Source organism: Corynebacterium sp. MSK310 (assembly GCF_030227355.1).
Taxonomy (GTDB): Bacteria; Actinomycetota; Actinomycetes; order Mycobacteriales; family Mycobacteriaceae; genus Corynebacterium; species Corynebacterium rhinophilum.
Genome location: NZ_JASPFZ010000010.1, coordinates 1 through 19,415 on the forward strand (window position 1 = coordinate 1; position 19,415 = coordinate 19,415).

Here is a 19,415-nt window from a genome sequence, read left to right on the forward strand (position 1 = left end):
GCACGGCGTGTCTGGAGACCCCGAGAGCATTGGCAGCTGCTTTACACCCCATGCCCTGCTCGAAACACTCCACCAACCGCTCGCGCTGATATTCGCTCAACGAACTTCGTACTCTCAAAGAAAACTACTCCCCACTAGTCGGTAACTGATTTCTCAGTCCAACTAATGGGGAGCAGTTCAGTCAACCATGAGTGCGGGCTTTAGTACTAGGCAGCGAGATTAATCGACGGCGAACTCGCCCATCTTGTCCCAACCGGTGCGGCCATCGATGTGGACGTTGATGATGTCTGGGGTCTCTACGAGGTACTTGGGGAATTCGTCGCAGGCGCGCTTGAAGTGCTCGCCCTGAACGTGCTCTACGTCCTTGCCATCTGCGTAGGACTCGAGCAGCAGGAAGCGCTGAGAATCTTCCGGATCGCGGTACCACTTGAAGTCGATGCAACCCGGCTCGGCGTTGCAAGCCTCGGTGTACCAGTTGATCTCATCAAGGAAAGTATCGGCGTATTCAGGCTTTACGTGGAACTGTACGTTAATCAAAATCATGCCCCCGATTCTATCAATATTGTTCCCACTGCGTCATGGCTGCTCTGCCATGCGCGCGGGCCTCAGGAGAATCGGGGGCAGGTATCGCGGGAATAAGAACTAGTTAAGGAAGTATTCCGCGATGTAGATGAACTCGCCATCAAAGGCAGTAGCGACGCCGTAACCGTACTCGGGTCCGGGGGTTACCTCGAGGCCCCGGTTGAACCAGTTGAGGCGCTCCTGGGCTTGTTCTTCAGACAGACGGTAGACGTTGCCTTGACCCTCATCGGTGTGGGTCACGCCGCTTGCCACGTCGCCGTAGTACGTAAGCTCACCGCCTGCACCCTGGTTTGCCCATTCCTGTGCGATAGCGGTTGCGGTCTCATCTGGGTGGTGACCAGCCTGGGCTAGGTGATCGGCGGTGGCTACCTGCAAGTCAGCGGCAACCTGCGGGGCCTCGAAGGCCTGTGGCTCCGGAGCGGCTTCAGTCGTAGGCGCTTCTTCCGCTGCTACTTCCGGTTCAGCTTCAGGTGCGGCCTTTAGAAAGCTGGGCAAAGTAACGTTGTACTTTTCAGCAAGGGTGGAAACCTGCTGAACCTGCGGGGCCGCGGTAAGCTCCGCAGAAGCCACTGCCGTGGTACCAGACAGGGCGAGTACGGTGGTCAGGACTGCTGCGGTGGCGCTTCGAATCGGCTTCATGATTTTCAGCTTGTCATAACTTTTCAGAGGGCGAAAGCATATCGCCGGTTCCGCCCCACTTCGATATGGCTTTGTTATACAAGCGGTGCTCTGCGTGCTCTGGGTTACCTCGCGGGGTTAAGAAGCCCTAGGAAGCCTAATAAATACCAACATCGAGTTCATTGAATTGCCGCTGCAGCTCCTCCGAATCAATGGAACGGGCAAGATCGGGCCCGGCGATGGCCGCAAATCCATCGAGGACAGAGTTCCCGTAATTATGGCCCACACCATCGGGAACATCCTTGGCTCCGGGTAGATCCGCAGCAACTTGCAGGTAGGTAATAATAGGCATCCACTGCATCACGCGCTCACGCGAATAGGGGCTGTCTTCTTTCATCCAATCCGGCTCTTTGAAGGCCAATCCGGGCGACCACCAGCTCACAGGATCGGAAGGGTGCTGAATATATAGCATGCGGGTCCTGCCCCACTCCTCTTCCGGAACGCGTCCCCAGCGGCGGACTTGGTCCACCTCGTTGGCAAAACGGACCACGAGCCCGCCGGCGTAGACCGGCGAGATTTCTGTCGACCCGGGATCACGGCGCTCCACAAACTGCGAGCGCAACTGGTTAAAGTGCGGCGGGCCGGTCAATAAGATGCCGTCGACGGAATTAGCGATATCGCGCACGCCAGAAAAGGCGGCCTCGATGCCGGTTGTGCCTAAGGACTCGCCGTAGAGGTAGAGCTTGGGCCGGTCATCTTCGGGCAGCGAATTCCACCAGTCCACGACGGGGTTGATGAACTCTTCCCCGGCGCGTTCTACTTGGCCGCCGCCCCCAAGGAAGTGGAAAACGGACGGCATGGCGGAATACTGCGCTGCAGCAATGGCGGTATCCCCTCCATAGAGCAGTTCGAAGGCTTGCGCGGAATAGGACGATACCCAGCCGGTACCGGTGGTCATGGTCAACAAGAGGGCCTTGCGGTCTTGGGCGTGGGTGCGCTCGAGTTCATCGATAAGCAATTGCGCCCGCCCCTCATTGGAATCGCGGTTGCCCAGACCGGCGTAGGCGCGGATGGGCTCCTTGGCGGGTTTACCGGTGACCTGTTCTAGCTCGGCCTTATGCGCCCCGGAGCTGAGGAACCGGGAGCCTTGCAGGCCTACGCCGTTCCAGTCGACATCGGAAGTAGGCGATCCGGAGCGCTCGCTGAGGGTGGGGCGCTGGGTATCCGGATCAGGGTCGGCGTTCTGGGCGGTAAATACCCTATCGCCCAAGCCCACGATGGCACCGGGAATGATGTTTTCAATGGTGTAGATAGCGATGACCGCAACAATGAGTACTGCCCCGAGGCGGCGGTATGTGGAGCGGAACCGCTGCGGGAAGCGCCGCGCTAACCAGCGCACCAGAAAGATAATGGAGCGCAGGATGAGCAGGAAGACGGTAAATACCGCCAGCGCCAGGGGCACCACCAGCAGGTAGCTGGTCATGGACGGCGCGGGCACGGAATATACGTTCGCGAGCTCGTGCTGCCAGCGCACGGCGATAATGACGAAACCGACCATCCAGGCTATGAACGCACCTGTGGCGATGCGCGCGAGCAGCCGGTAGCGCTTTGGTTCCCACGCAGAGGCAGCAAGCCAGGGATACTTATCCGACCATTTGCTAACGACGAAGCGGTACCACACCAGTTTCACGCCGATGCCCACCACGTAGCCAAACCCGGCGGCAAGGCCCGAAATCAGGCCCTGATAGGGCCAATCGCGGGGCAAAATGGACGGAGTAAGGCCCAGCGTAGACAAAATGGCGGCGCCGATAATGCCCCACGGATCGAGGTGGCGGACAATATCGGCGATGCGAGCTTCTACTGCTCGAGCTTCTCCCCTAACTCCAGCCATTCCATCTCCAAATCCTCATAGGCGCTGCGATTGTCCTTTAATTCCGTATCGAGGCGAGTCATCGCTTCGGTATCGACTTTTTCTGCCGCCGCGGCCAATTTCTCATTGATCTGCGCGGCGGATTTTTCCAGCTTCTGCATCTTCCGCTCAAGCGCGTTCATCTTCTTGGTGATTTCGCGCTCTTGCTGGGAAGAAAGCTTCCTTTCCGGCTTCGGCGCCGGCGCGCCCGTCTTCTTTTCTCCCAGGTTTATAACCCCTGTGTTCTTGCCGGCCTCGATTTCTTCGCGCTTGCGCAGGTACTCGTCGATGCCACCGGGAAGGTTCGTCAGGTTGCCATCCCCGAAGAGCGCATACGTATTATCCGCAATGCGCTCGATCAGGTAGCGATCGTGCGAAATGACCACCAGGGTACCCGGCCACGAATCGAGTAGGGATTCCAGTTCCTGGAGCGTATCGATATCCAGGTCGTTGGTGGGCTCATCGAGGAGTAAAACATTGGGTTCTGCCATGAGCACGCGGGTGAGCTGGAGGCGGCGGCGCTCGCCACCGGAAAGATCCCCGACCGGGGTGCGCTGGCGCTTGGCGGAAAAGCCGAGGCGCTCGGCCAGCTGAGAGGCGCTGAGCTCCTTTTTGCCTAGCTGCACGTAGGTGGCAACATCCTCGACGGCATCGAGAAGCCGCCGCTGCGGATCCAAGTCATCGAGTTCCTGGCGCAGCCAACCTAAGCGCACGGTTTGGCCCTCGATGCGCTTTCCGGCTGCGAGCTCGTATTCGCCAGCCAGTGTGCGCAGCAGCGTGGTCTTTCCGGAGCCATTAACACCCACGAGGCCGATGCGCTCGCCTGGGGCCAGGCGCCAAGTGAGGTGATCGACCAAGGTGCGGCCATCCGGGGACTTCACGGTGGCATCTTCTAGCTCGATGACCACGCGGCCCTGACGCTGCTTGGAAAAGGACATGAGCTCGACCTTGTTGCGCGGCTCGGGAACATCAGAAATAAGCGCTTCCGCGGCCTCAATCCGGTAGCGCGGTTTCGAGGTACGCGCCGGTGCCCCGCGGCGCAGCCACGCCAATTCCTTGCGGGCCAAGTTTTTGCGGCGTTGCTCCATCGCATCGGCCTGGCGGGCGCGTTCGGCGCGGGCGAACGTCCAGTCGTTGTATCCGCCCTCGTATGCATCGACCGTGCCGTCGTGGACTTCCCATGTCCAGGTGGCAATGGTATCGAGGAACCAACGATCGTGGGTGACCACGATGACGGCGAGGTTGCGCTTGAGCAGGTGGTCAGCCAGCCACTGCACGCCTTCCACGTCCAGGTGGTTCGTGGGCTCATCGAGCACCACGAGGTCTAGATCCTGCACCAGCGCGGCGGCAAGGTTGACGCGGCGGCGCTCACCGCCGGACAGGGAGCTCACGAGAGTATCTAGCCCCAGGTCCACGATGCCAAGGCCGCCGAGCACGTCGCGCACCTTGGCGTTGGAGGCCCATTCGTAGGTCTCGAGCTCGAGGGGTTCAATGATCGCCTGCGCGATGGTGAGCTCTTCGGGCAGGTCAAAGCGCTGCGTCACCACGGCCATGCGCAGATCCGAGGTGTGGGATACGCGGCCAGAATCCGGCGGCTCAATACCGGTGAGCACTTCCAGCAGGGTGGTCTTGCCGCCGCCGTTGACGCCCACGATGCCGATGCGATCCCCGGTTTGTACGCCGAGGGATACCCCATCAAGGAGAGTTTTTAAGCCATAGGACTTGGTGACTTGCTCGAGGTTAATCAGGTTTGCCATAACAGGGACTCATCTTAATACCTCCCTACCGCCACCCCCGCATTCCCAAACATGTTGCTACCGAATTTCACTTGCAATACTCTGCGTGTGTATGAAGAAGCACACACTTACCCTCTGCACTATCCTCTCTGCCTCAGCGCTCACCATCGCTTCCTGCTCGGCGCCGGAAGAAGATACCGACGCCCAAAACCCCAACGAGGCCACCACCGCGGAAAGCCACGAACACGACCATGACCACGATCATGATCACGAGGGCCACTCCCACGACGGTATGGAGGCCGAAGAAGGCCAGACCGAGGTAGCCCAGCTTCCCCCGCGCATCGTCTTCTCCCACGCTGATGGCCTGACCACCTACGATGCCAAATCCGGCGATATCCTCGATGAAGAGGAGATGAATTCCTTCCTTCGCCTCAATGACGCTGGCAATGACCGCCACGTCATGGTGACCAAGGGCGATAACTTCCTCACCTACGACACCGGCCGCATCACCAAGGCTCACGGCGACCACAACCACTACTACACCGCGGATCCAGAGCTGGGCGATGACAAAATTAAGGCACCCCACGCTGGCCACGTAGTCCACCACGATGGTTTTACCGCCCTATTTTCTGATGGCGATGGCGTAGCCAAGATTTATAAGACCGAGGACATTGGCTCCAAGGACGCCAAGCCCGTCAACACCGTCAAGACCGGCGAGGCGCACCACGGCGTGGCCGTCCCGCTTAAGGATGGCTCCGTGGTCATCACCAAGGGCACCGAAGACGAGCGCCACACCATCCAGCACCTCGACAAGGACGGCAAGGTCTTGGATGAGACCACCGAGTGCCCCGGCGTCCACGGCGAAGCAGCCGCAGGAAATGGCAAGCTTTTCTTCGGCTGCGAAGACGGCCCCGTAGTCTTTAACGGCTCCAAGTTCCACAAGGTAGACGTCTCCGACTATGCCGGTGCCGATGGCTACCAGCGCTCCGGAAACTCCGCGGGATCCGAGGAATCCAATGTCATCTTGGCCGATAACAAGACCGAGAAGGACGCCGATTTCGAGCGCCCCACCTCGGTAACCTTGATCAATACCGAGGACTACTCCGCCAAGAAGGTGGACTTGGACGGCTCTTACTGGTTCCGCTCTCTAGCACGCGGTCCTATGGGCGAGGCCCTGGTGCTGACCACCGATGGCAAGCTCAATGTCATCGACCCTGACTCCGGGGAAATCACCAAGCAGATCGACGCGATTTCCAAGTGGAAGGAAAACGAGGAGTGGCAGCAGCCGGGCCCAATCCTGAAGGCCGCCAATGGCTATGCCTACATCACGGATGCACAGAAGAAGGAGCTCGTCGTCATCGACCTCTTGCGCGGTAAGGAAACGGACCGCTACGAGCTGGACTTCGAGCCCACCGAAATGGCCGTGCTCTAAGTTTCTAGCGCTCTAGTGCTCGTGCTTGGCGATGCCCATCCCCATCGCCCCAAGCTAGAGCACTTCCGCACCCGCAGCCGGGCCCTGGGCTACAACGCCCTTGGTGCCCGGTATTTCTATGCCGACCTGTGCTGCAACTTCTTCCGCGTCTTCGCGGGTGGCACATAAGAACGCGCAGGTGGGCCCGCTGCCGGAGACGATGCCGTTGAGCGCACCCGCATCCATGCCCGCCTCCAAGGTCTTGCGGAGATCTGGGCGCAGGGATAGCGCGGCGGGTTGCAGGTCATTGTGCAGGTGCGCTGCCACGCGCTGGGCATCGCCGGAAATGAGCGCCTGGGAAATCTCCGTCGTATCAAGCGCCGGCGCGGTTACCCGCCCCGCATCGCGCAATTCATCGAGCTTGCGGAACACACTAGGTGTGGATAGGCCGCGATCGGAGGCAATCAGCGCCCAGTGATAGGTTCCCCTAGTCATCATGGAAGTCAACTGCTCCCCGCGCCCGGTACCAAGCGCCGTGCCGCCCAGCAGGGTAAACGGCACGTCGGAGCCAAGAGTGGCGCCCAAGGCATCCAGAATGTGCTCTCCTACCGAATCGATTCCGTAATAACGGCCGTAGCAGCGCTCGGCAAGGCGCAGCGCCGCCGCTGCATCCGCGGAACCGCCTGCCATGCCGCCGGCGGTGGGAATTGCCTTGTGAATCTCAAGGCCCACCTCCGGAATCTTGATGCCGCCGCGGGTGACATACAGGTGTTGCATGATGCGGTCCACCGCGGTCCACGCCAGGTTCGTGTCATCCTCGGGCACGCCCGCCGCGTGCGGACCGGATACCTTGAGGTACTGCACGCGGGGTTTATCTACTTCGGCGTTACCTAAATCAGTCAGCGTTACCGTATCGTGCAGGCTCAGGGACTGAAAGACCGTGACCAGCTCGTGAAAGCCATCCTCCCGCGGTTCCGCCACGCCAAGGTGCACATTGACCTTGGCGTGCGCATGCGCGGTATAGGTGATCGGCTCGTTTCCGTGTGGTGCGCTCACTGTAGTCCTGCCAATCGTACAAAGTCTGCAACAGCGAGCTTCTCCCCGCGCTGCTTCGGATCGATTCCGGCCGCGCGCAGCGCCTCTTCGGCGGCCGCACCGGAACCATAGTGGCCCGATAGTGCGGCGCGGAGGGTCTTGCGGCGTTGGGCAAAGGCGGCATCGACAAGCGGCCAAACCGCAGCGCGCGCGGCATCGTCGACCGGCCAGGACGGGGTATCGAAGACATCGATGCGCACCAAGCCGGAGACGATATTGGGCGCGGGCCAAAAGACATTCTTGCCAATGGTCCCAGCCTGGCTCACCGTGCCATAAAACCCGGCCTTCACGGAAGGCACGCCGTAGATCTTGCTGCCGGGCTCCGCGGCGAGGCGCTGCGCCACCTCCAGCTGCACCATGACGAGCACGCGGCGGATGGAAGGAAACGTCTCCAAAAAGTGCAAGAGCACCGGCACCGCCACGTTATAGGGCAGGTTGGCCACCAACGCCGTAGGAGCCGCGACATCCTCACTGGTCACGCGCAGCGCGTCTTTTTCCACCACGCGCAGGCGCTCGGCGTAGTCGGCGGCGCGCTCTCCCACCGTTTCCGGCAGCTGCGCCGCCAAGCGCGGATCGATTTCCACCGCGGTGAGATCCTCAACGGTCTCCACCAGCCCTAGGGTCAGTGACCCCAACCCGGGGCCGACCTCCACGACGCGGTCTGTGGGATCCAGATCCGCTGCCGCGATGATGCGGCGAATGGTATTGGGATCGTGGAGGAAATTCTGTCCCAATTTCTTGGTGGGCGTGATATCCAGTTTCTCCGCTAAAGCTCGGATTTCTACTGGGCCTAAAAGCGCGGCGCCCGGAGATTCAGTCATGTTCTCTAACCTAGTAGAAGAATGCAGAAAGTCGCACCCCGCGCCGTAGTGACGCGGGGTGCGACGCAGAATGCGCGGTGCTGCGCGTGCTTTTTAGCGCAGGCCCAACTTGGCGGTACATGCAGGCCATGCACCCCAGCCCTGGGAGGCTTGTACCTTTTGTGCCACGGCAATCTGCTGCTCGCGGGTGGCCTGCCAAGCCTCAGGTGCGTATTCGGTGCCGCCGAAGCCAGCCCAAGTGGACGGTGCGAATTGCAGGCCACCGGAGAAACCATTGCCGGTATTGATGGACCAGTTACCGGTGGATTCGCACTGCGCGATGGAATCCCACACGGAGCCATCAGCCACGGCGGGGGCAGCCGCGCCCGAGTTACCGCCTTGCGGCTCCGGCTCCGCCTGCTTAGTGCCGCGGGCAATGGTCGCAGGCTTTGGCCCTACAACGACCTCATCCTTGATGACCTCTTCGGATTCCTTCTTGCCGTTCTTCAGGACCACCTTGCGGGTGATTTCGCGCTTGCCCTTTTCGCCTTGCTCGCGCACCTCTTCAGCGCCAGCTTCCAGCTCAGGGTCATCCACGAAATGCGGCTCGGCCTCGAATTCCTCGGTGACATCCTCGGTCTGAATGTCTATCCGCTCAACCTTGATAGACATGCCCTCGGTGACCTTTTCTTCCTTGGCTGGGAAAACGCGGTCATCCTCATCGAGCTTGATACCGCGCTCCTTGAGCACATCGTCCACGGTCTTGGCGGCAATCTTGGTGTAGGTATTCTTGCCCCCATCGTTGATCTTGATGATCTTGGGGGAAACGACCTCTAGATCCATGCCATCTTTTAACTGGGTATCTTTATCCACGTCATCTTCGCCAGACTTCACGGCAGCTCCCGGGTTTACGCCCTGCAGGTTATTGAGCAGATCGGACACGGTGAGATCAGTAGTAGAAAGCTGCTGCTGTTCACCATCGATGGATACGGCAACCGGCTTGGCGGTGCGCACGGAGATCTCATCGCCATCGGCCACGGACTCAGATGGTGCGGGCGAGACGATGTCTTCTTCGCCCACCTGGACGCCGGCCGCCTGCAGGGCGCCGTCCACGTCTTTGGCAAAGGTGGCCAGCTCTACCTTGTCACCGTTGACTTCTACGACTAGGTCTTTCTGCGCAGCAACCGCCACGACACCGCCTACGGCGAGGGTGCTCAAGACGCCACCCGTTGCCAGGCGCAGCGGCAGGGAACGTGAATTATTGATGCGCTTAATGTGGTGAGGTGCCATGTGTAGTTAATCTCCGGTGGTGCTGTCTATCCAGTATCACAATTATTGCCGCGGGCTAGGGAAACCAGCGGCGGTGCCGCGACTACTCCACTGTGAACCAGCGCGGCGGGAAGGTAGAGGCGTTAAGCCTCAACGAACAATCAATAACAATACGATAACGAGTAAGGAAAGTCGAGAAGCGCTGCGCCACAGCTATAACTGGCGAAAACAGTTGTCACATCCAGCACCCATGCCACCAGCGACCAGCGTATTTAATTTTGTGACAATCCTCACTCGCCTGTCGTCTTAATTCCATACACCCGGTCAAAAGTCTCATTGACCTCCGCCGCCAATGCCTGAGTGGTCTGGTGGCGCGCCCGGGCAATGCAGTCATAGGTGTGCCCAATCAGGGAAGGCTCATTGCGCTGCCCGCGGAACGGCTCCGGGGTCATAAACGGCGCATCAGTCTCCACCAGCAACTGCCCCGCCGGAGCCAGAGCGGCCGCCTGGCGCAACTGCGCATTGCGCTTAAAGGTGACATTGCCAGCAAAGGACAAAACGTAACCGCGCTCTAATGCTTCTTCTGCCACCCGCAGCGGTGAGGAAAAGCAGTGGAGCATGACGGTTTCAGGCGTGGGGGCATCAGCAAGAATGCGCAGCAAATCCTTATCCGCCTCGCGGTTATGGATCATAAGGGTCTTGCCGGTGCGCACCGCCAGATCGATATGCCAGCGCAGAGATTCTTCTTGCTGGACCAAGCTCGCGGTGGTCTCCGGTTCGTGGTGGACCCAATAGGCATCCATGCCGGTCTCCCCCACCGCCACGCAGCGCGGATCCGCCACCATATCCTCCAAAGCGGCTTTGGTGGGCGCGTCTAGCTCATTCGCCCGCACCGGGTGGATGGCACAGGCGGCATACACATTGGGAAACGCGTGCGCGGTCGCAAGAGCCGCTTCGGACTCGCGGCGGTCATCGCCTACCGTCACCAGGCGGGATACCCCGGCGGCGCGGGCGCGGTTAACCAGCACCTCATCGGTATCTTTATGCGAGAAAAGGTGCGTATGCGCATCACTGAGCCCGCTGAGTCCTGGGGCTGGAATGGGAGTAGGACGTCGCTTCTTTTTAGACATACCCGCAATTGTAATATTGGCAGCTATGTTGATCAGACCAGCGGACCTGAGCGATGTCCCCGCCATGACCGATACCCTCAACTGGGCCATCGAGCACACCGATGTCATCTTTAACTCCACCCCAGTCACCGTGGCTGAGCGCGAAGAACACCTGCGCCACATCCAGGACATGGAGTGTCCTTTCCTCGTTGCCGAAACCGATGCGGGCGAATACTTGGGCTGGGCGCTCTACCACCCTTACCGCGATCCCCGCATCTGGCAAGGCTGCTATGAAACCACGATCTACCTTTCCCCCAATGCCCAGGGCCAAGGCGTGGGCACCGCCCTGATGGGTGAGCTCGTAGAACGCGCCCGGGCGGATGAGAAGGTGCATTCGCTGCTCGCCTTGATCGTGTCTACTAATACGGCATCATTGAAGTTGCATGAAAAGTTCGGGTTTGAAAACGTGGGAACTCTCAAAGAGGTAACCTACAAATTCGATCACTGGCTTAGCCTCACCCACTTAGAACTTCTGGTGTAAAGGACTTTTGATGCATATTCGCCCCGCTGAGCTTGCCGATGCCCCCTCGATTTCCGCCATCTACAACGCCGCCTCCGCCGCTAAACCAGCCAATAACCTCATCACCTGGCAAGAAGAGGTTTCTGACCGCGAGGATTGGCTAAAAGACATGGCCAAGGCGGGCTCGCCTGTGCTCGTTGCCGTAGACGATGATGAAATCATCGGCTGGGCCGCCTACTTTCAATTCGTCACGCCCGCCATCTACTACGGCACCGTCGAAGATTCCGTATACATCTCCCCCGCAGCCCAGGGCAAGGGCGTAGGCTCCGAGCTTCTCGATGCCCTCATGGACATCGCTGCCGACGATCCCTATATCGAAACCATGATTACCTACATCGTGGATAGCAATGCCGGTTCCATCGCACTGCACAAGAAGTTTGGGTTTAAAGAAACCGGCCGTATGCCCAATATCCACACCAAGGACGGCGTGCGCCTAGGTTTGGTTCATCTGCAGCGCGATTTCCAGCACTAGGCAGAACCTTAAAGGCATAACAAAAGCGCGGTGGCCTTCCCTTTCATTGGGACTGGCCACCGCGCTTTGTATATCTAGCGGGGTGCTACCGCGCTAGTTCACCACCGGCGCCCATTCCGGGCCGGTTTCGCCGAGCTCTGGATCCAGCTTGGAAATAAGCGGCTTCGGCTTTGCCAAGGTAGTACCCGGTGCCACCTGGATGCGCTCCCACTTGGCCTGCTGCTGGGTGTAGTCACCCATAATGACAGGATATTCGTGGTTTTCTGGGGGAAGCCCCGCACCTACGAGCTCAACCGGGATATCATCCTTGACCTCGCGCACCTCAGGCTGCGCGGCCCATTCGCCCGTGCGGCCCAGAGTCTCGTGCACCTTTTGCGCGGTAAATGGCAGGAATGGGGTGAGCATGACATTGCAGTCAGACACAACCTGCAGGGCGGTCCACAAGACGGTGGCTAGGCGCTCACGCTGGGTTTCATCCTTGGCCAGCTTCCATGGCTCTTGGGAGGCGATATAGGCATTCGCCTCGCCCACCACGTGCATGATGGAGACAATGGCCTGCTTGAACTTGGATTGCTCCAGCAGGTTACCGGCGGTGTTAAAGGTCTCCTCCGCCAGCTGCAAAATGGCCTCGTCGCGCTCCTCCAGGGCCGCTGGAACCGGAACCTCGCCAAAGTTCTTGTGCGCCATGGATACGGTGCGGTTAACCAAGTTGCCCCAGCCATTGGCAAGTTCGTTATTGACGCGGCGCACGAATTCATCCCACGTAAAGTCCGCGTCGTTGTTTTCCGGGCCAGCCACGGCAATGAAGTAACGCAGCGGATCCGGACCGAACTCCGCCAGGAAGTCCTTAACGTAGATCACCACGCCCTTGGACGAGGAGAACTTGGAGCCGGACATCGTCAAGTATTCCGAGGAGACGATTTCCGTTGGCAGGTCCAACTCACCGTACTGGTGCAGCTCGCCGCCCTTGGCACCCTTTCCGGCATAGCCCAGCAATTCCGCCGGCCAGATCTGCGAGTGGAAGGTGATATTGTCCTTGCCTTGGAAGTAATAGTGGCGGGTTTCTGGGTCCTGCCAAAATTCCTTCCATGCCTCCGGCTGGCCGGTGCGGTGCGCCCACTCGATGGAAGCGGACAGGTAGCCCACGACGGCATCGAACCACACGTATAGCTTCTTCGCGTTATTGTCCTGCCAGCCGTCCACCGGAATGGGAATGCCCCAGTCAATATCGCGGGTCATGGTGCGCGGGCGCATATCCTCCAGCAGGTTCAGGGAGAATTTCAGCACGTTGGGGCGCCAATCCTCGCGGGTGGAAAGCCACTTTTGCAGCTCGTCCTTAAGAGATGGCAAATCCAGCAGGAAGTGCTCGGTCTCCACGAACTGCGGCGTTTCGCCGTTGATCTTGGATACCGGGTCAATGAGGTCTACTGGGTCCAGCTGGTTGCCGCAGTTATCGCACTGGTCACCGCGGGCGCCATCCGCGCCGCAAATGGGGCACGTGCCCTCGATATAGCGGTCCGGCAGCGTGCGGCCGGTGGACGGAGAGATTGCCCCCTTGGTAGTCTCCTTCAGCATGTAGCCGTTCTCATTGAGACCCTTGAACAGCTCCTGCACCACCGAGTAGTGATTACGGGTGGTGGTACGGGTAAAAAGGTCATACGACAAGCCGAGGTTAGCCAGATCGTTGACGATCTGACGGTTATAGCGATCCGCGAGTTCGCGAACGGATACGCCTTCCTTATCGGCCTGGACCAGCAACGGGGTGCCGTGCTCATCCGTACCGGAGACCATGAGTACGTTGCGGCCACGCATTCGCTGGAAGCGAGCGAATACGTCAGAGGGAACGCCAAAGCCAGCCACGTGACCGATGTGGCGCGGGCCATTGGCATATGGCCAGGCAACATTTACTACTAAAGACTCAGTCATGGAGTCCAGTTTATCGAAGCACCTGCATGAACACACGTTGAGGGCACATTACCTCTCCGACCGAAAAACGCCCGCCTCCCTCCCAACTCTGGGAAAGCGGCGGGCGCTGCTACCGAAGGCGGTAGATGGTCTATCTACTTGCGCTTCATCGGGTTCTTCAAACGCTCGTTGCGGCGCTTCTTGAGCACCTGCGTGCGCTGGTAGTCGCGGTGCAAGCGGCGCTCGCGGGCCATCTTGCGCTGGAACTGCTGCGCCTCGCGGTACTCGAGGTAAATGATGTCCTGGCTCAAGTCCTTGTAGATGGCGAACATCAAGCCAATGACGATAAACAAGAACGGCAGCGCCGCCACGATGGTGACGTTCTGCAGGTTGGACAGCGCGTCCTCATTGACCAAAAGCAGGGTGAGGCCAACGGCTGCGGTCAGGGCACCCCACATGGCGGAGAGCCACGGCTTCGCGGTTGCGGCACCGTTTTGGGTCATCGAACCCATCACGGTGGAAGCGGAGTCCGCGGAGGTAATGAAGAAGGTGGACAGCAAGATGACGGCGACGACGCCGGCAATGAAGCCACCAGGCAGGTTGTGCAGGAGATTAAACAGCTCTACCTCGGCGGATTCGCCGGTGATGGATTCGCCGTTTTGCTCCATGTGGATTGCGGTGCCGCCGAAGATGGCGAACCACAGTGTGGAAACGCCGGCTGGGATGAGCAGGACGCCTAGGCAGAACTCGCGGACGGAACGGCCGCGGGAAATGCGCGCCAAGAACATGCCCACGAACGGGGACCAAGAAACCCACCATGCCCAGTAGAAGATGGTGTAGCCAGACAGCCACTCGCCGGCGGTGCCGTTTTCGGATTCTGCGGTACGGCCGATCATCTCGGTGAAGTAGTTGAAGTAGTTACCGATGGATCCTGGAACCTGGTTCAGGATGGTCACCGTTGGGCCCAAGATGAAGACGAAGATGGCCAGCACCGCAGCCAAGACCATGTTGGCATTGGACACGTACTGAATGCCCTTGCCCACACCGGAGAGCGCGGACAACAAGAAGGCCAGGGTCAGGACCAAGACAATACCGATAACCACGGACTGGGTTGGGTTATCGATGATGCCGGATGCCTCCAGGCCAGCCTGGATCTGCAGCGCGCCAAGGCCCAGGGAGCAGGCGGTGCCGAAGACGGTGGCGAAGATGGACAGGATGTCAATGAATTTGCCCAATCCGCCGTTGGCCCGGCGCTCGCCGATGAGCGGGACGAAGGCCTGGCTCAGCAGCTGCTTGCGGCCGATGCGGTAGGTGGAGTACGCGATGGCCAAACCAACGATGGCGTACACAGCCCAGGGGTGCAGCGTCCAGTGGAACATGGCATAGGCCATGGACGATCCCACGTTTTCCGTTCCCCGGCCGGGAGTGCCGTCGCGGTAGTTCGCGAGCGGCTCGGAAGCGCCGTAGAACATCAGGCCGATGCCCATACCGGCAGCGAACATCATGGCAATCCACGAAGGCGTGGAAAATTCCGGTTCCTCATTAATATGGCCCAACCTGATGGAGCCAAACTTGGAGGAAGCGATGAAGATAACGAAGGCCACGAAGACGGTGCCAAAGAGCACGTAGGCCCAACCGAACTTATCGACGACCCACGTCAGGGCCGCGGAAGAAAAGTCCGCGAAGTTATCCGGTGCGGCAAGGCCCCAGATAACGATGGCGGCAACGAGCACACCCGCAATCCCCATGATGGTCCAGTCAATCGGGATATTATCGCGGTCTGCGGCGATTTCGATTTCCGGATCGTCATACTCTTCGGGGTGGAACCCCTCAGAGTTGATCATGTCCTGGATCTGGCTCGTCGCCGTCTGCTCGTCCAGTGCCTCTTCTACCGTTTGATAATCCTCAATCGGCTGATCACTCGAAGCAGTAGAGGTGGTCCCAGCAGGCGCTTCACCGGGCCCCTTTCCTTCTTCGGGCACACCAGTGCCGTTATTTTCAGTATTAGTCATGCTCTCTACAGTGGCGGCGCGACCCCAATTTTTCAAACCGTTTTGATAGCAAAACCCCAGCTTATCCACATTTTGGGCATTTCCTTAAGAATTCCTGCACGCCTAAAGGCTGCATATCCCCACGTAGACAGCCTTTAGGCGTCACACGCCCGAGAAATATAACGATTCGATAACATATATAAAAGCGTGAAACCACCTGTTAGCACGACTAATTGTGACGTTTTATACGTTGTATAGAAATAACCTGCGGACAGCTCAACAAGTGTTCAACTTGCAGGCCGTCAGCGGGCATCCAACGCGGCATCGTATAACTCCCGATTCGACACCCCAGTCCCCTTGGCGGCCTGCTTGCACGCGTCCTTCAAGCGCATGCCGGCCGCGGCCAACTCCAAGGCCTGCGGGACAAGGTCAGCGGCGGTCACGGCAGCGCCGGTTCCGCCTTCGATGACCACGGTAATTTCGCCCTTGACTCCCTCGCTCGCCCATTCGGCCAGCTCAGCTAACGAGCCGCGGCGCACCTCCTCATACGTCTTGGTCAGCTCGCGGCATACCGCGGCGGGGCGATCGCCGCCGAGAACCTGGGTGGCATCAGCAAGCGTCTCGGCGATGCGGTGGGGCGATTCAAAGAATACGATGGCGCGCTTTTCATTGCGCAGCGATTCCAGCCATGCCTTTCGCGGGCCGGGCTTGCGCGGCGGAAAAGCATCAAAGAGGAAGTGGCCCACGCCCAGGCCAGAGAGTGCGAGTGCCGTGGGCACCGCTGAGGGGCCCGGGAAACACGTCACGGGAATATCGCGCTCGGCGGCCGCGGCCACTAGAGACAGGCCTGGATCGGAGATGATCGGCATTCCGGCATCGGTGACCACGAGGACGGTGCCGTGCTGGGCGGCATCGATAAGCTGCTGCGCACGCGCCTGCTCGTTGTGGTCAAAATTGGATACTACGGACCCGGAAATCTCGATCCCCAGGGCCTGCGCCAGGTTGCGCACGCGGCGGGTATCTTCGGCAGCGATGGCATCAGCATGCGCCAATGCCTGCATCAGGCGCGCCGAGGCATCACCGACATTTCCCAAGGGCGTGGCGGCAAGGATAACGCCGCGCGGAAGTGGTTCCAGACCTAAAGCTGACATGCCTCTAGCATTCCACATTCTCCTATGCGCCCGCGCGCAGGCTCGTCGCCTAAACTCTTCTTCGTGACTATTGCTACCGCTGCCCCCGCTAGCTCACCGCACACCCCGCATAACCGCGTGATGCCGCCGGCACCGCGTACCTACACGTGGGGCAAGGCCGATTGGATAAGCACAGGCATCATCGCCGTTCTCGCACTAATCACCCGGTTCGTGGGGCTTACCGCGCCGGTATCCCAGGGCACGCCCGTCTTCGATGAAAAGCACTATGTGCCCCAAGCCTGGGACATGGTCAAAAGCTGGGATAACTTATTCATCGGCGGCATCGAGACCAACCCGGGCTTTGGACTCGTGGTTCACCCGCCGCTGGGAAAGCAGATCATTGCCATTTCAGAATGGGTCTTTGGTTATACCCCGCTGGGCTGGCGCTTGATGACGGCCCTCTTCGGCGTCGGCACCGTCCTGATGACCATGGCGCTGGCCCGCCGGTTGTCCTTTTCCTGGCAGGTGGCTACCTTTGCCGGCATTTTAGCCGTCTGCGATGGCGTCCTCTTGGTCTCCGCGAAATTCGGCATGCTGGATATCTTCCAGGTCTTTTTCATCGTCGCCACGGCGTGGGCGCTAGCCCGCGATCATCAACAAATGCGCGAGCGCCTCCACCATGCCCTGCTGAGCGACGGGATGGGCACCTCCCCATTCGGACCGCGCTTTGGCTTCCGGTGGTGGCGCTTTACCGCCGGCGTCTTCCTAGGACTATCGCTCGCCGTGAAGTGGTCTGGGCTGTACTACATCATGTTTTTCGGGTTGCTCTGCGTCTTTAGTGATCTCTCACTGCGCCGCAAGTATGGCATTCGCCGCTATATCGTGGGCACGCTCATCCGCGATACTCCCGCGGCCCTCGCTTCTCTGGTGGCCGTGCCCGTGCTCATTTATGTGTGGAGCTGGCGCGCGTGGTTTGCCTCAGAAACCGCGGTCTACCGGCACGCCAAGGTGGATGGGACCATCGGGGAAGACTCCTGGCTCATGCACTTACCAGAATCTGTGGCCGGCTGGTTTTATTACCACTTATCCGTATTAGATTTTCACGCCAGCTTGACCTCTTCCGGTGGCCACCACCACCCGTGGGATTCCAAGCCGTGGGCATGGCTGGCCGGGGCCCGGCCCATTTTGTACTACTCCAGCACGGATCTGGAATGCAGCGGCGGTGGCGAATGCCGCAAGATGCTCTACCTCTTTGGTACCCCGGCGATCTGGTGGCTGGTGGTCCCCGCGGTGCTTTGGGGGCTGTGGTCCCTTATCATCCGCCGCAACCGCGCCTTCCTCATTCCCCTCGTGGGCTTCGCGGCCGGATTCCTGCCGTGGCTCGCGGCCTTTGACCGGCAGATGTACTTCTTTTATGCCACCGCGTTTATCCCCTTCGTCATCGTGCTGCTTGCCCTCATACTGGGCCAAATGGTCGGGCGCGGTAAGCCCATAAGGTGGCGATGGATAACGCGCATCGCTGGCGGCACGATGCGGCGGGGAACATTTGCCGCCGCCTGCTACCTCGCGCTGGTGGTCGCGATGTTCTTCTACTTCGCGCCCATCTTGTACGGCTTCATCATCCCGGAATCGTGGTACCAATCCATGATGTGGCTGCCCAGCTGGAAATAGCTCGCAGAAACCCGATCCACTTAGTGCGGCTGCGCGTTCAGGGATTTCCACCACGCGCGCACCAGGTAGCCCTTCTCGGCCGCCCACGCCCAGGCCAGGCTCAGGGTCGATAGCGCGGTAGCGATGAGCAAATAGACCTGCTCCAGGGTGACGGTCCCCAGCGCAATATCGCGCACGCCAAAGCCAAAAAGAAACGCAAACATCGTGGCGGATACCGGGAACAGCCCGGTCACAGACGCTGGGCGCCACGTGCTCCACAGCAGGCCACACGCCATGCCAAAGCGCACGGCCGCGCCTTCCATCAGCAGGTTGGCGCGCTCTGGATCGGCCGCGGGGTCCAGCACCGAACCCTCTGCGCCCATCGGTACCAGGCCGGAGGCGCGTACCACCTGCACGATGGCCCACACCGCAAAGACAAGTCCCATGACCACCAAAGCGATGCGCGCCACCGTGAGGTTGGCCTGCCTGGCGCTCGAGGCCCGCTTCCACTCCGGTTCTACCCCTGCGAGGATTACCTCAGAAAGGTCGGTCGGCGGCGCCATGCCGGAATCCGCCGGTTCCACGAAGCTTAAGGAACGCGATAGCGCCGCTGCCTTATCGCGGAATGCTCGGCACTCCGCGCAGTGTTCTAGGTGAGCGTCGATGACGTCAGCGGAAAGCTCCGCTTCTTCCCCATCCAGCTGGGCGGAAATCGCCGCTTGCACTTGGCTATGCGTCAACATTGCTTAACGCCCTATCCAAGCTCGCCCGGCCAGAACCAAAAATAACGATCATCAGCAGTGACATGCACAGCACCAAGGGGTACTCGATGCCACCGTCGCCAGCAAAGAGGCCATTGCCCCAGTGCACGAAGTACAGCGCGCCCACCATGTCCACGGCCAGCGCCGCAGCGGCAAAAGTGGTCAACAGACCAATGACGAGGAAGGCGCCGCCTACCATTTCCCCGATTGCGGCGGCATAACCGGCAATCTGTGGCTGCGGGATGCCGAGGGCAGAAAACTGCCCCACAGTCTCATCCATTCCGTCCATGAACATCTTGTCCACGCCGTGCGCGATAAAAATGAGTCCGAGGACCAACCGAAAAAGCAACAACGCGGCATCGCGAACGGCAGGTCTATTCATGGTCAATAGACTACA

The 19,415-nt window shown here is 59.8% G+C and carries 17 protein-coding genes; 4 read left to right on the forward strand and 13 right to left on the reverse strand.

Annotated features, from left to right (window positions below; translation table 11 throughout):
* Window positions 1-219: 219 nt before the first annotated feature.
* From QP891_RS08065 to QP891_RS08080, 4 genes are all read right to left on the reverse strand, one after another.
* Window positions 220-543, reverse strand: coding sequence for a putative quinol monooxygenase (locus QP891_RS08065; protein ID WP_005279956.1), 324 nt, complete (start codon window positions 541-543; stop codon window positions 220-222).
* A gap of 99 nt (window positions 544-642) precedes the next feature.
* A complete protein-coding gene (locus QP891_RS08070) occupies window positions 643-1,221 on the reverse strand; it encodes a hypothetical protein (protein WP_284770636.1) in 579 nt (192 codons plus the stop codon).
* Between the two features lie 136 nt (window positions 1,222-1,357).
* Window positions 1,358-3,091 (reverse strand): alpha/beta-hydrolase family protein, encoded by a 1,734-nt coding sequence (locus QP891_RS08075; protein ID WP_284770635.1) that lies wholly within the window; start codon window positions 3,089-3,091, stop codon window positions 1,358-1,360.
* A complete protein-coding gene (locus tag QP891_RS08080; RefSeq protein ID WP_284770634.1) occupies window positions 3,058-4,866 on the reverse strand; it encodes an ABC-F family ATP-binding cassette domain-containing protein in 1,809 nt (602 codons plus the stop codon). The genes QP891_RS08075 and QP891_RS08080 overlap by 34 nt, the downstream gene beginning before the upstream one ends.
* A gap of 91 nt (window positions 4,867-4,957) precedes the next feature.
* Here QP891_RS08080 and QP891_RS08085 point away from each other — a divergent pair, with 91 nt between their 5' ends.
* Window positions 4,958-6,277: a hypothetical protein gene (locus tag QP891_RS08085; protein ID WP_284770633.1), complete on the forward strand. Its 1,320-nt coding sequence runs from the start codon at window positions 4,958-4,960 to the stop codon at window positions 6,275-6,277.
* Window positions 6,278-6,331: 54 nt separating this feature from the next.
* Here the strand turns inward: QP891_RS08085 and QP891_RS08090 are convergent, their stop codons facing one another.
* From QP891_RS08090 to QP891_RS08105, 4 genes are all read right to left on the reverse strand, one after another.
* Window positions 6,332-7,312, reverse strand: coding sequence for a 4-(cytidine 5'-diphospho)-2-C-methyl-D-erythritol kinase (locus tag QP891_RS08090; RefSeq protein ID WP_284770632.1), 981 nt, complete (start codon window positions 7,310-7,312; stop codon window positions 6,332-6,334).
* Complete coding sequence (gene rsmA / locus QP891_RS08095; protein WP_284770631.1) at window positions 7,309-8,172, reverse strand: 16S rRNA (adenine(1518)-N(6)/adenine(1519)-N(6))-dimethyltransferase RsmA; 864 nt, start codon at window positions 8,170-8,172, stop codon at window positions 7,309-7,311. Before rsmA ends, QP891_RS08090 begins: the two co-directional genes overlap by 4 nt.
* 93 nt (window positions 8,173-8,265) lie before the next feature.
* Window positions 8,266-9,441, reverse strand: coding sequence for a resuscitation-promoting factor (locus tag QP891_RS08100; protein WP_284770630.1), 1,176 nt, complete (start codon window positions 9,439-9,441; stop codon window positions 8,266-8,268).
* A 269-nt stretch (window positions 9,442-9,710) separates the two neighbouring features.
* Window positions 9,711-10,550: a TatD family hydrolase gene (locus QP891_RS08105; protein WP_284770629.1), complete on the reverse strand. Its 840-nt coding sequence runs from the start codon at window positions 10,548-10,550 to the stop codon at window positions 9,711-9,713.
* 25 nt (window positions 10,551-10,575) lie between these two features.
* Between QP891_RS08105 and QP891_RS08110 the strand changes: the two genes are divergently transcribed.
* Window positions 10,576-11,070, forward strand: a complete 495-nt coding sequence (locus QP891_RS08110) for a GNAT family N-acetyltransferase (RefSeq protein WP_284770628.1) — start codon at window positions 10,576-10,578, stop codon at window positions 11,068-11,070.
* 10 nt (window positions 11,071-11,080) lie between these two features.
* Entirely contained in the window at window positions 11,081-11,581 is a 501-nt protein-coding gene (locus tag QP891_RS08115) for a GNAT family N-acetyltransferase (protein WP_284770627.1), read from the forward strand.
* A gap of 93 nt (window positions 11,582-11,674) precedes the next feature.
* Here QP891_RS08115 and metG read toward each other — a convergent pair whose 3' ends face one another.
* The 3 genes from metG to rsmI all read right to left on the reverse strand — a co-directional run bounded on the left by metG (window position 11,675) and on the right by rsmI (window position 16,628).
* Complete coding sequence (metG, locus tag QP891_RS08120; RefSeq protein ID WP_284770626.1) at window positions 11,675-13,507, reverse strand: methionine--tRNA ligase; 1,833 nt, start codon at window positions 13,505-13,507, stop codon at window positions 11,675-11,677.
* A gap of 134 nt (window positions 13,508-13,641) precedes the next feature.
* A complete protein-coding gene (locus QP891_RS08125) occupies window positions 13,642-15,498 on the reverse strand; it encodes a BCCT family transporter (RefSeq protein ID WP_284770625.1) in 1,857 nt (618 codons plus the stop codon).
* Between the two features lie 281 nt (window positions 15,499-15,779).
* Window positions 15,780-16,628: a 16S rRNA (cytidine(1402)-2'-O)-methyltransferase gene (rsmI, locus tag QP891_RS08130; protein WP_284770624.1), complete on the reverse strand. Its 849-nt coding sequence runs from the start codon at window positions 16,626-16,628 to the stop codon at window positions 15,780-15,782.
* 24 nt (window positions 16,629-16,652) lie between these two features.
* Here rsmI and pmt point away from each other — a divergent pair, with 24 nt between their 5' ends.
* Entirely contained in the window at window positions 16,653-18,278 is a 1,626-nt protein-coding gene (gene pmt, locus QP891_RS08135; RefSeq protein ID WP_502869506.1) for a protein O-mannosyltransferase, read from the forward strand.
* Window positions 18,279-18,298: 20 nt separating this feature from the next.
* On the opposite strand, the gene QP891_RS08140 is transcribed toward pmt, so the two are convergent.
* Both QP891_RS08140 and QP891_RS08145 read right to left on the reverse strand, forming a co-directional pair.
* Window positions 18,299-19,000 carry a zf-HC2 domain-containing protein gene (locus QP891_RS08140; RefSeq protein WP_284770623.1) on the reverse strand — a complete coding sequence of 234 codons (702 nt, stop codon included), beginning with the start codon at window positions 18,998-19,000 and terminating at the stop codon, window positions 18,299-18,301.
* Entirely contained in the window at window positions 18,987-19,400 is a 414-nt protein-coding gene (locus QP891_RS08145; RefSeq protein ID WP_239269179.1) for a DoxX family protein, read from the reverse strand. The genes QP891_RS08140 and QP891_RS08145 overlap by 14 nt, the downstream gene beginning before the upstream one ends.
* Between the last annotated feature and the right edge of the window lie 15 nt (window positions 19,401-19,415).

Bases quoted from the DNA above. Each gene is read 5' to 3' on its own strand.
- QP891_RS08105 (WP_284770629.1), bottom strand. From the start codon at position 10,550: ATGTCTAAAAAGAAGCGACGTCCTACTCCCATTCCAGCCCCAGGACTC.
- QP891_RS08125 (WP_284770625.1), bottom strand. From the start codon at position 15,498: ATGACTAATACTGAAAATAACGGCACTGGTGTGCCCGAAGAAGGAAAG.
- QP891_RS08100 (WP_284770630.1), bottom strand. From the start codon at position 9,441: ATGGCACCTCACCACATTAAGCGCATCAATAATTCACGTTCCCTGCCG.
- QP891_RS08110 (WP_284770628.1), top strand. From the start codon at position 10,576: ATGTTGATCAGACCAGCGGACCTGAGCGATGTCCCCGCCATGACCGAT.
- QP891_RS08065 (WP_005279956.1), bottom strand. From the start codon at position 543: ATGATTTTGATTAACGTACAGTTCCACGTAAAGCCTGAATACGCCGAT.
- QP891_RS08080 (WP_284770634.1), bottom strand. From the start codon at position 4,866: ATGGCAAACCTGATTAACCTCGAGCAAGTCACCAAGTCCTATGGCTTA.
- QP891_RS08140 (WP_284770623.1), bottom strand. From the start codon at position 19,000: ATGTTGACGCATAGCCAAGTGCAAGCGGCGATTTCCGCCCAGCTGGAT.
- rsmI (WP_284770624.1), bottom strand. From the start codon at position 16,628: ATGTCAGCTTTAGGTCTGGAACCACTTCCGCGCGGCGTTATCCTTGCC.
- QP891_RS08085 (WP_284770633.1), top strand. From the start codon at position 4,958: ATGAAGAAGCACACACTTACCCTCTGCACTATCCTCTCTGCCTCAGCG.
- QP891_RS08115 (WP_284770627.1), top strand. From the start codon at position 11,081: ATGCATATTCGCCCCGCTGAGCTTGCCGATGCCCCCTCGATTTCCGCC.
- rsmA (WP_284770631.1), bottom strand. From the start codon at position 8,172: ATGACTGAATCTCCGGGCGCCGCGCTTTTAGGCCCAGTAGAAATCCGA.
- pmt (WP_502869506.1), top strand. From the start codon at position 16,653: ATGCGCCCGCGCGCAGGCTCGTCGCCTAAACTCTTCTTCGTGACTATT.
- metG (WP_284770626.1), bottom strand. From the start codon at position 13,507: ATGACTGAGTCTTTAGTAGTAAATGTTGCCTGGCCATATGCCAATGGC.
- QP891_RS08070 (WP_284770636.1), bottom strand. From the start codon at position 1,221: ATGAAGCCGATTCGAAGCGCCACCGCAGCAGTCCTGACCACCGTACTC.
- QP891_RS08075 (WP_284770635.1), bottom strand. From the start codon at position 3,091: ATGGCTGGAGTTAGGGGAGAAGCTCGAGCAGTAGAAGCTCGCATCGCC.
- QP891_RS08145 (WP_239269179.1), bottom strand. From the start codon at position 19,400: ATGAATAGACCTGCCGTTCGCGATGCCGCGTTGTTGCTTTTTCGGTTG.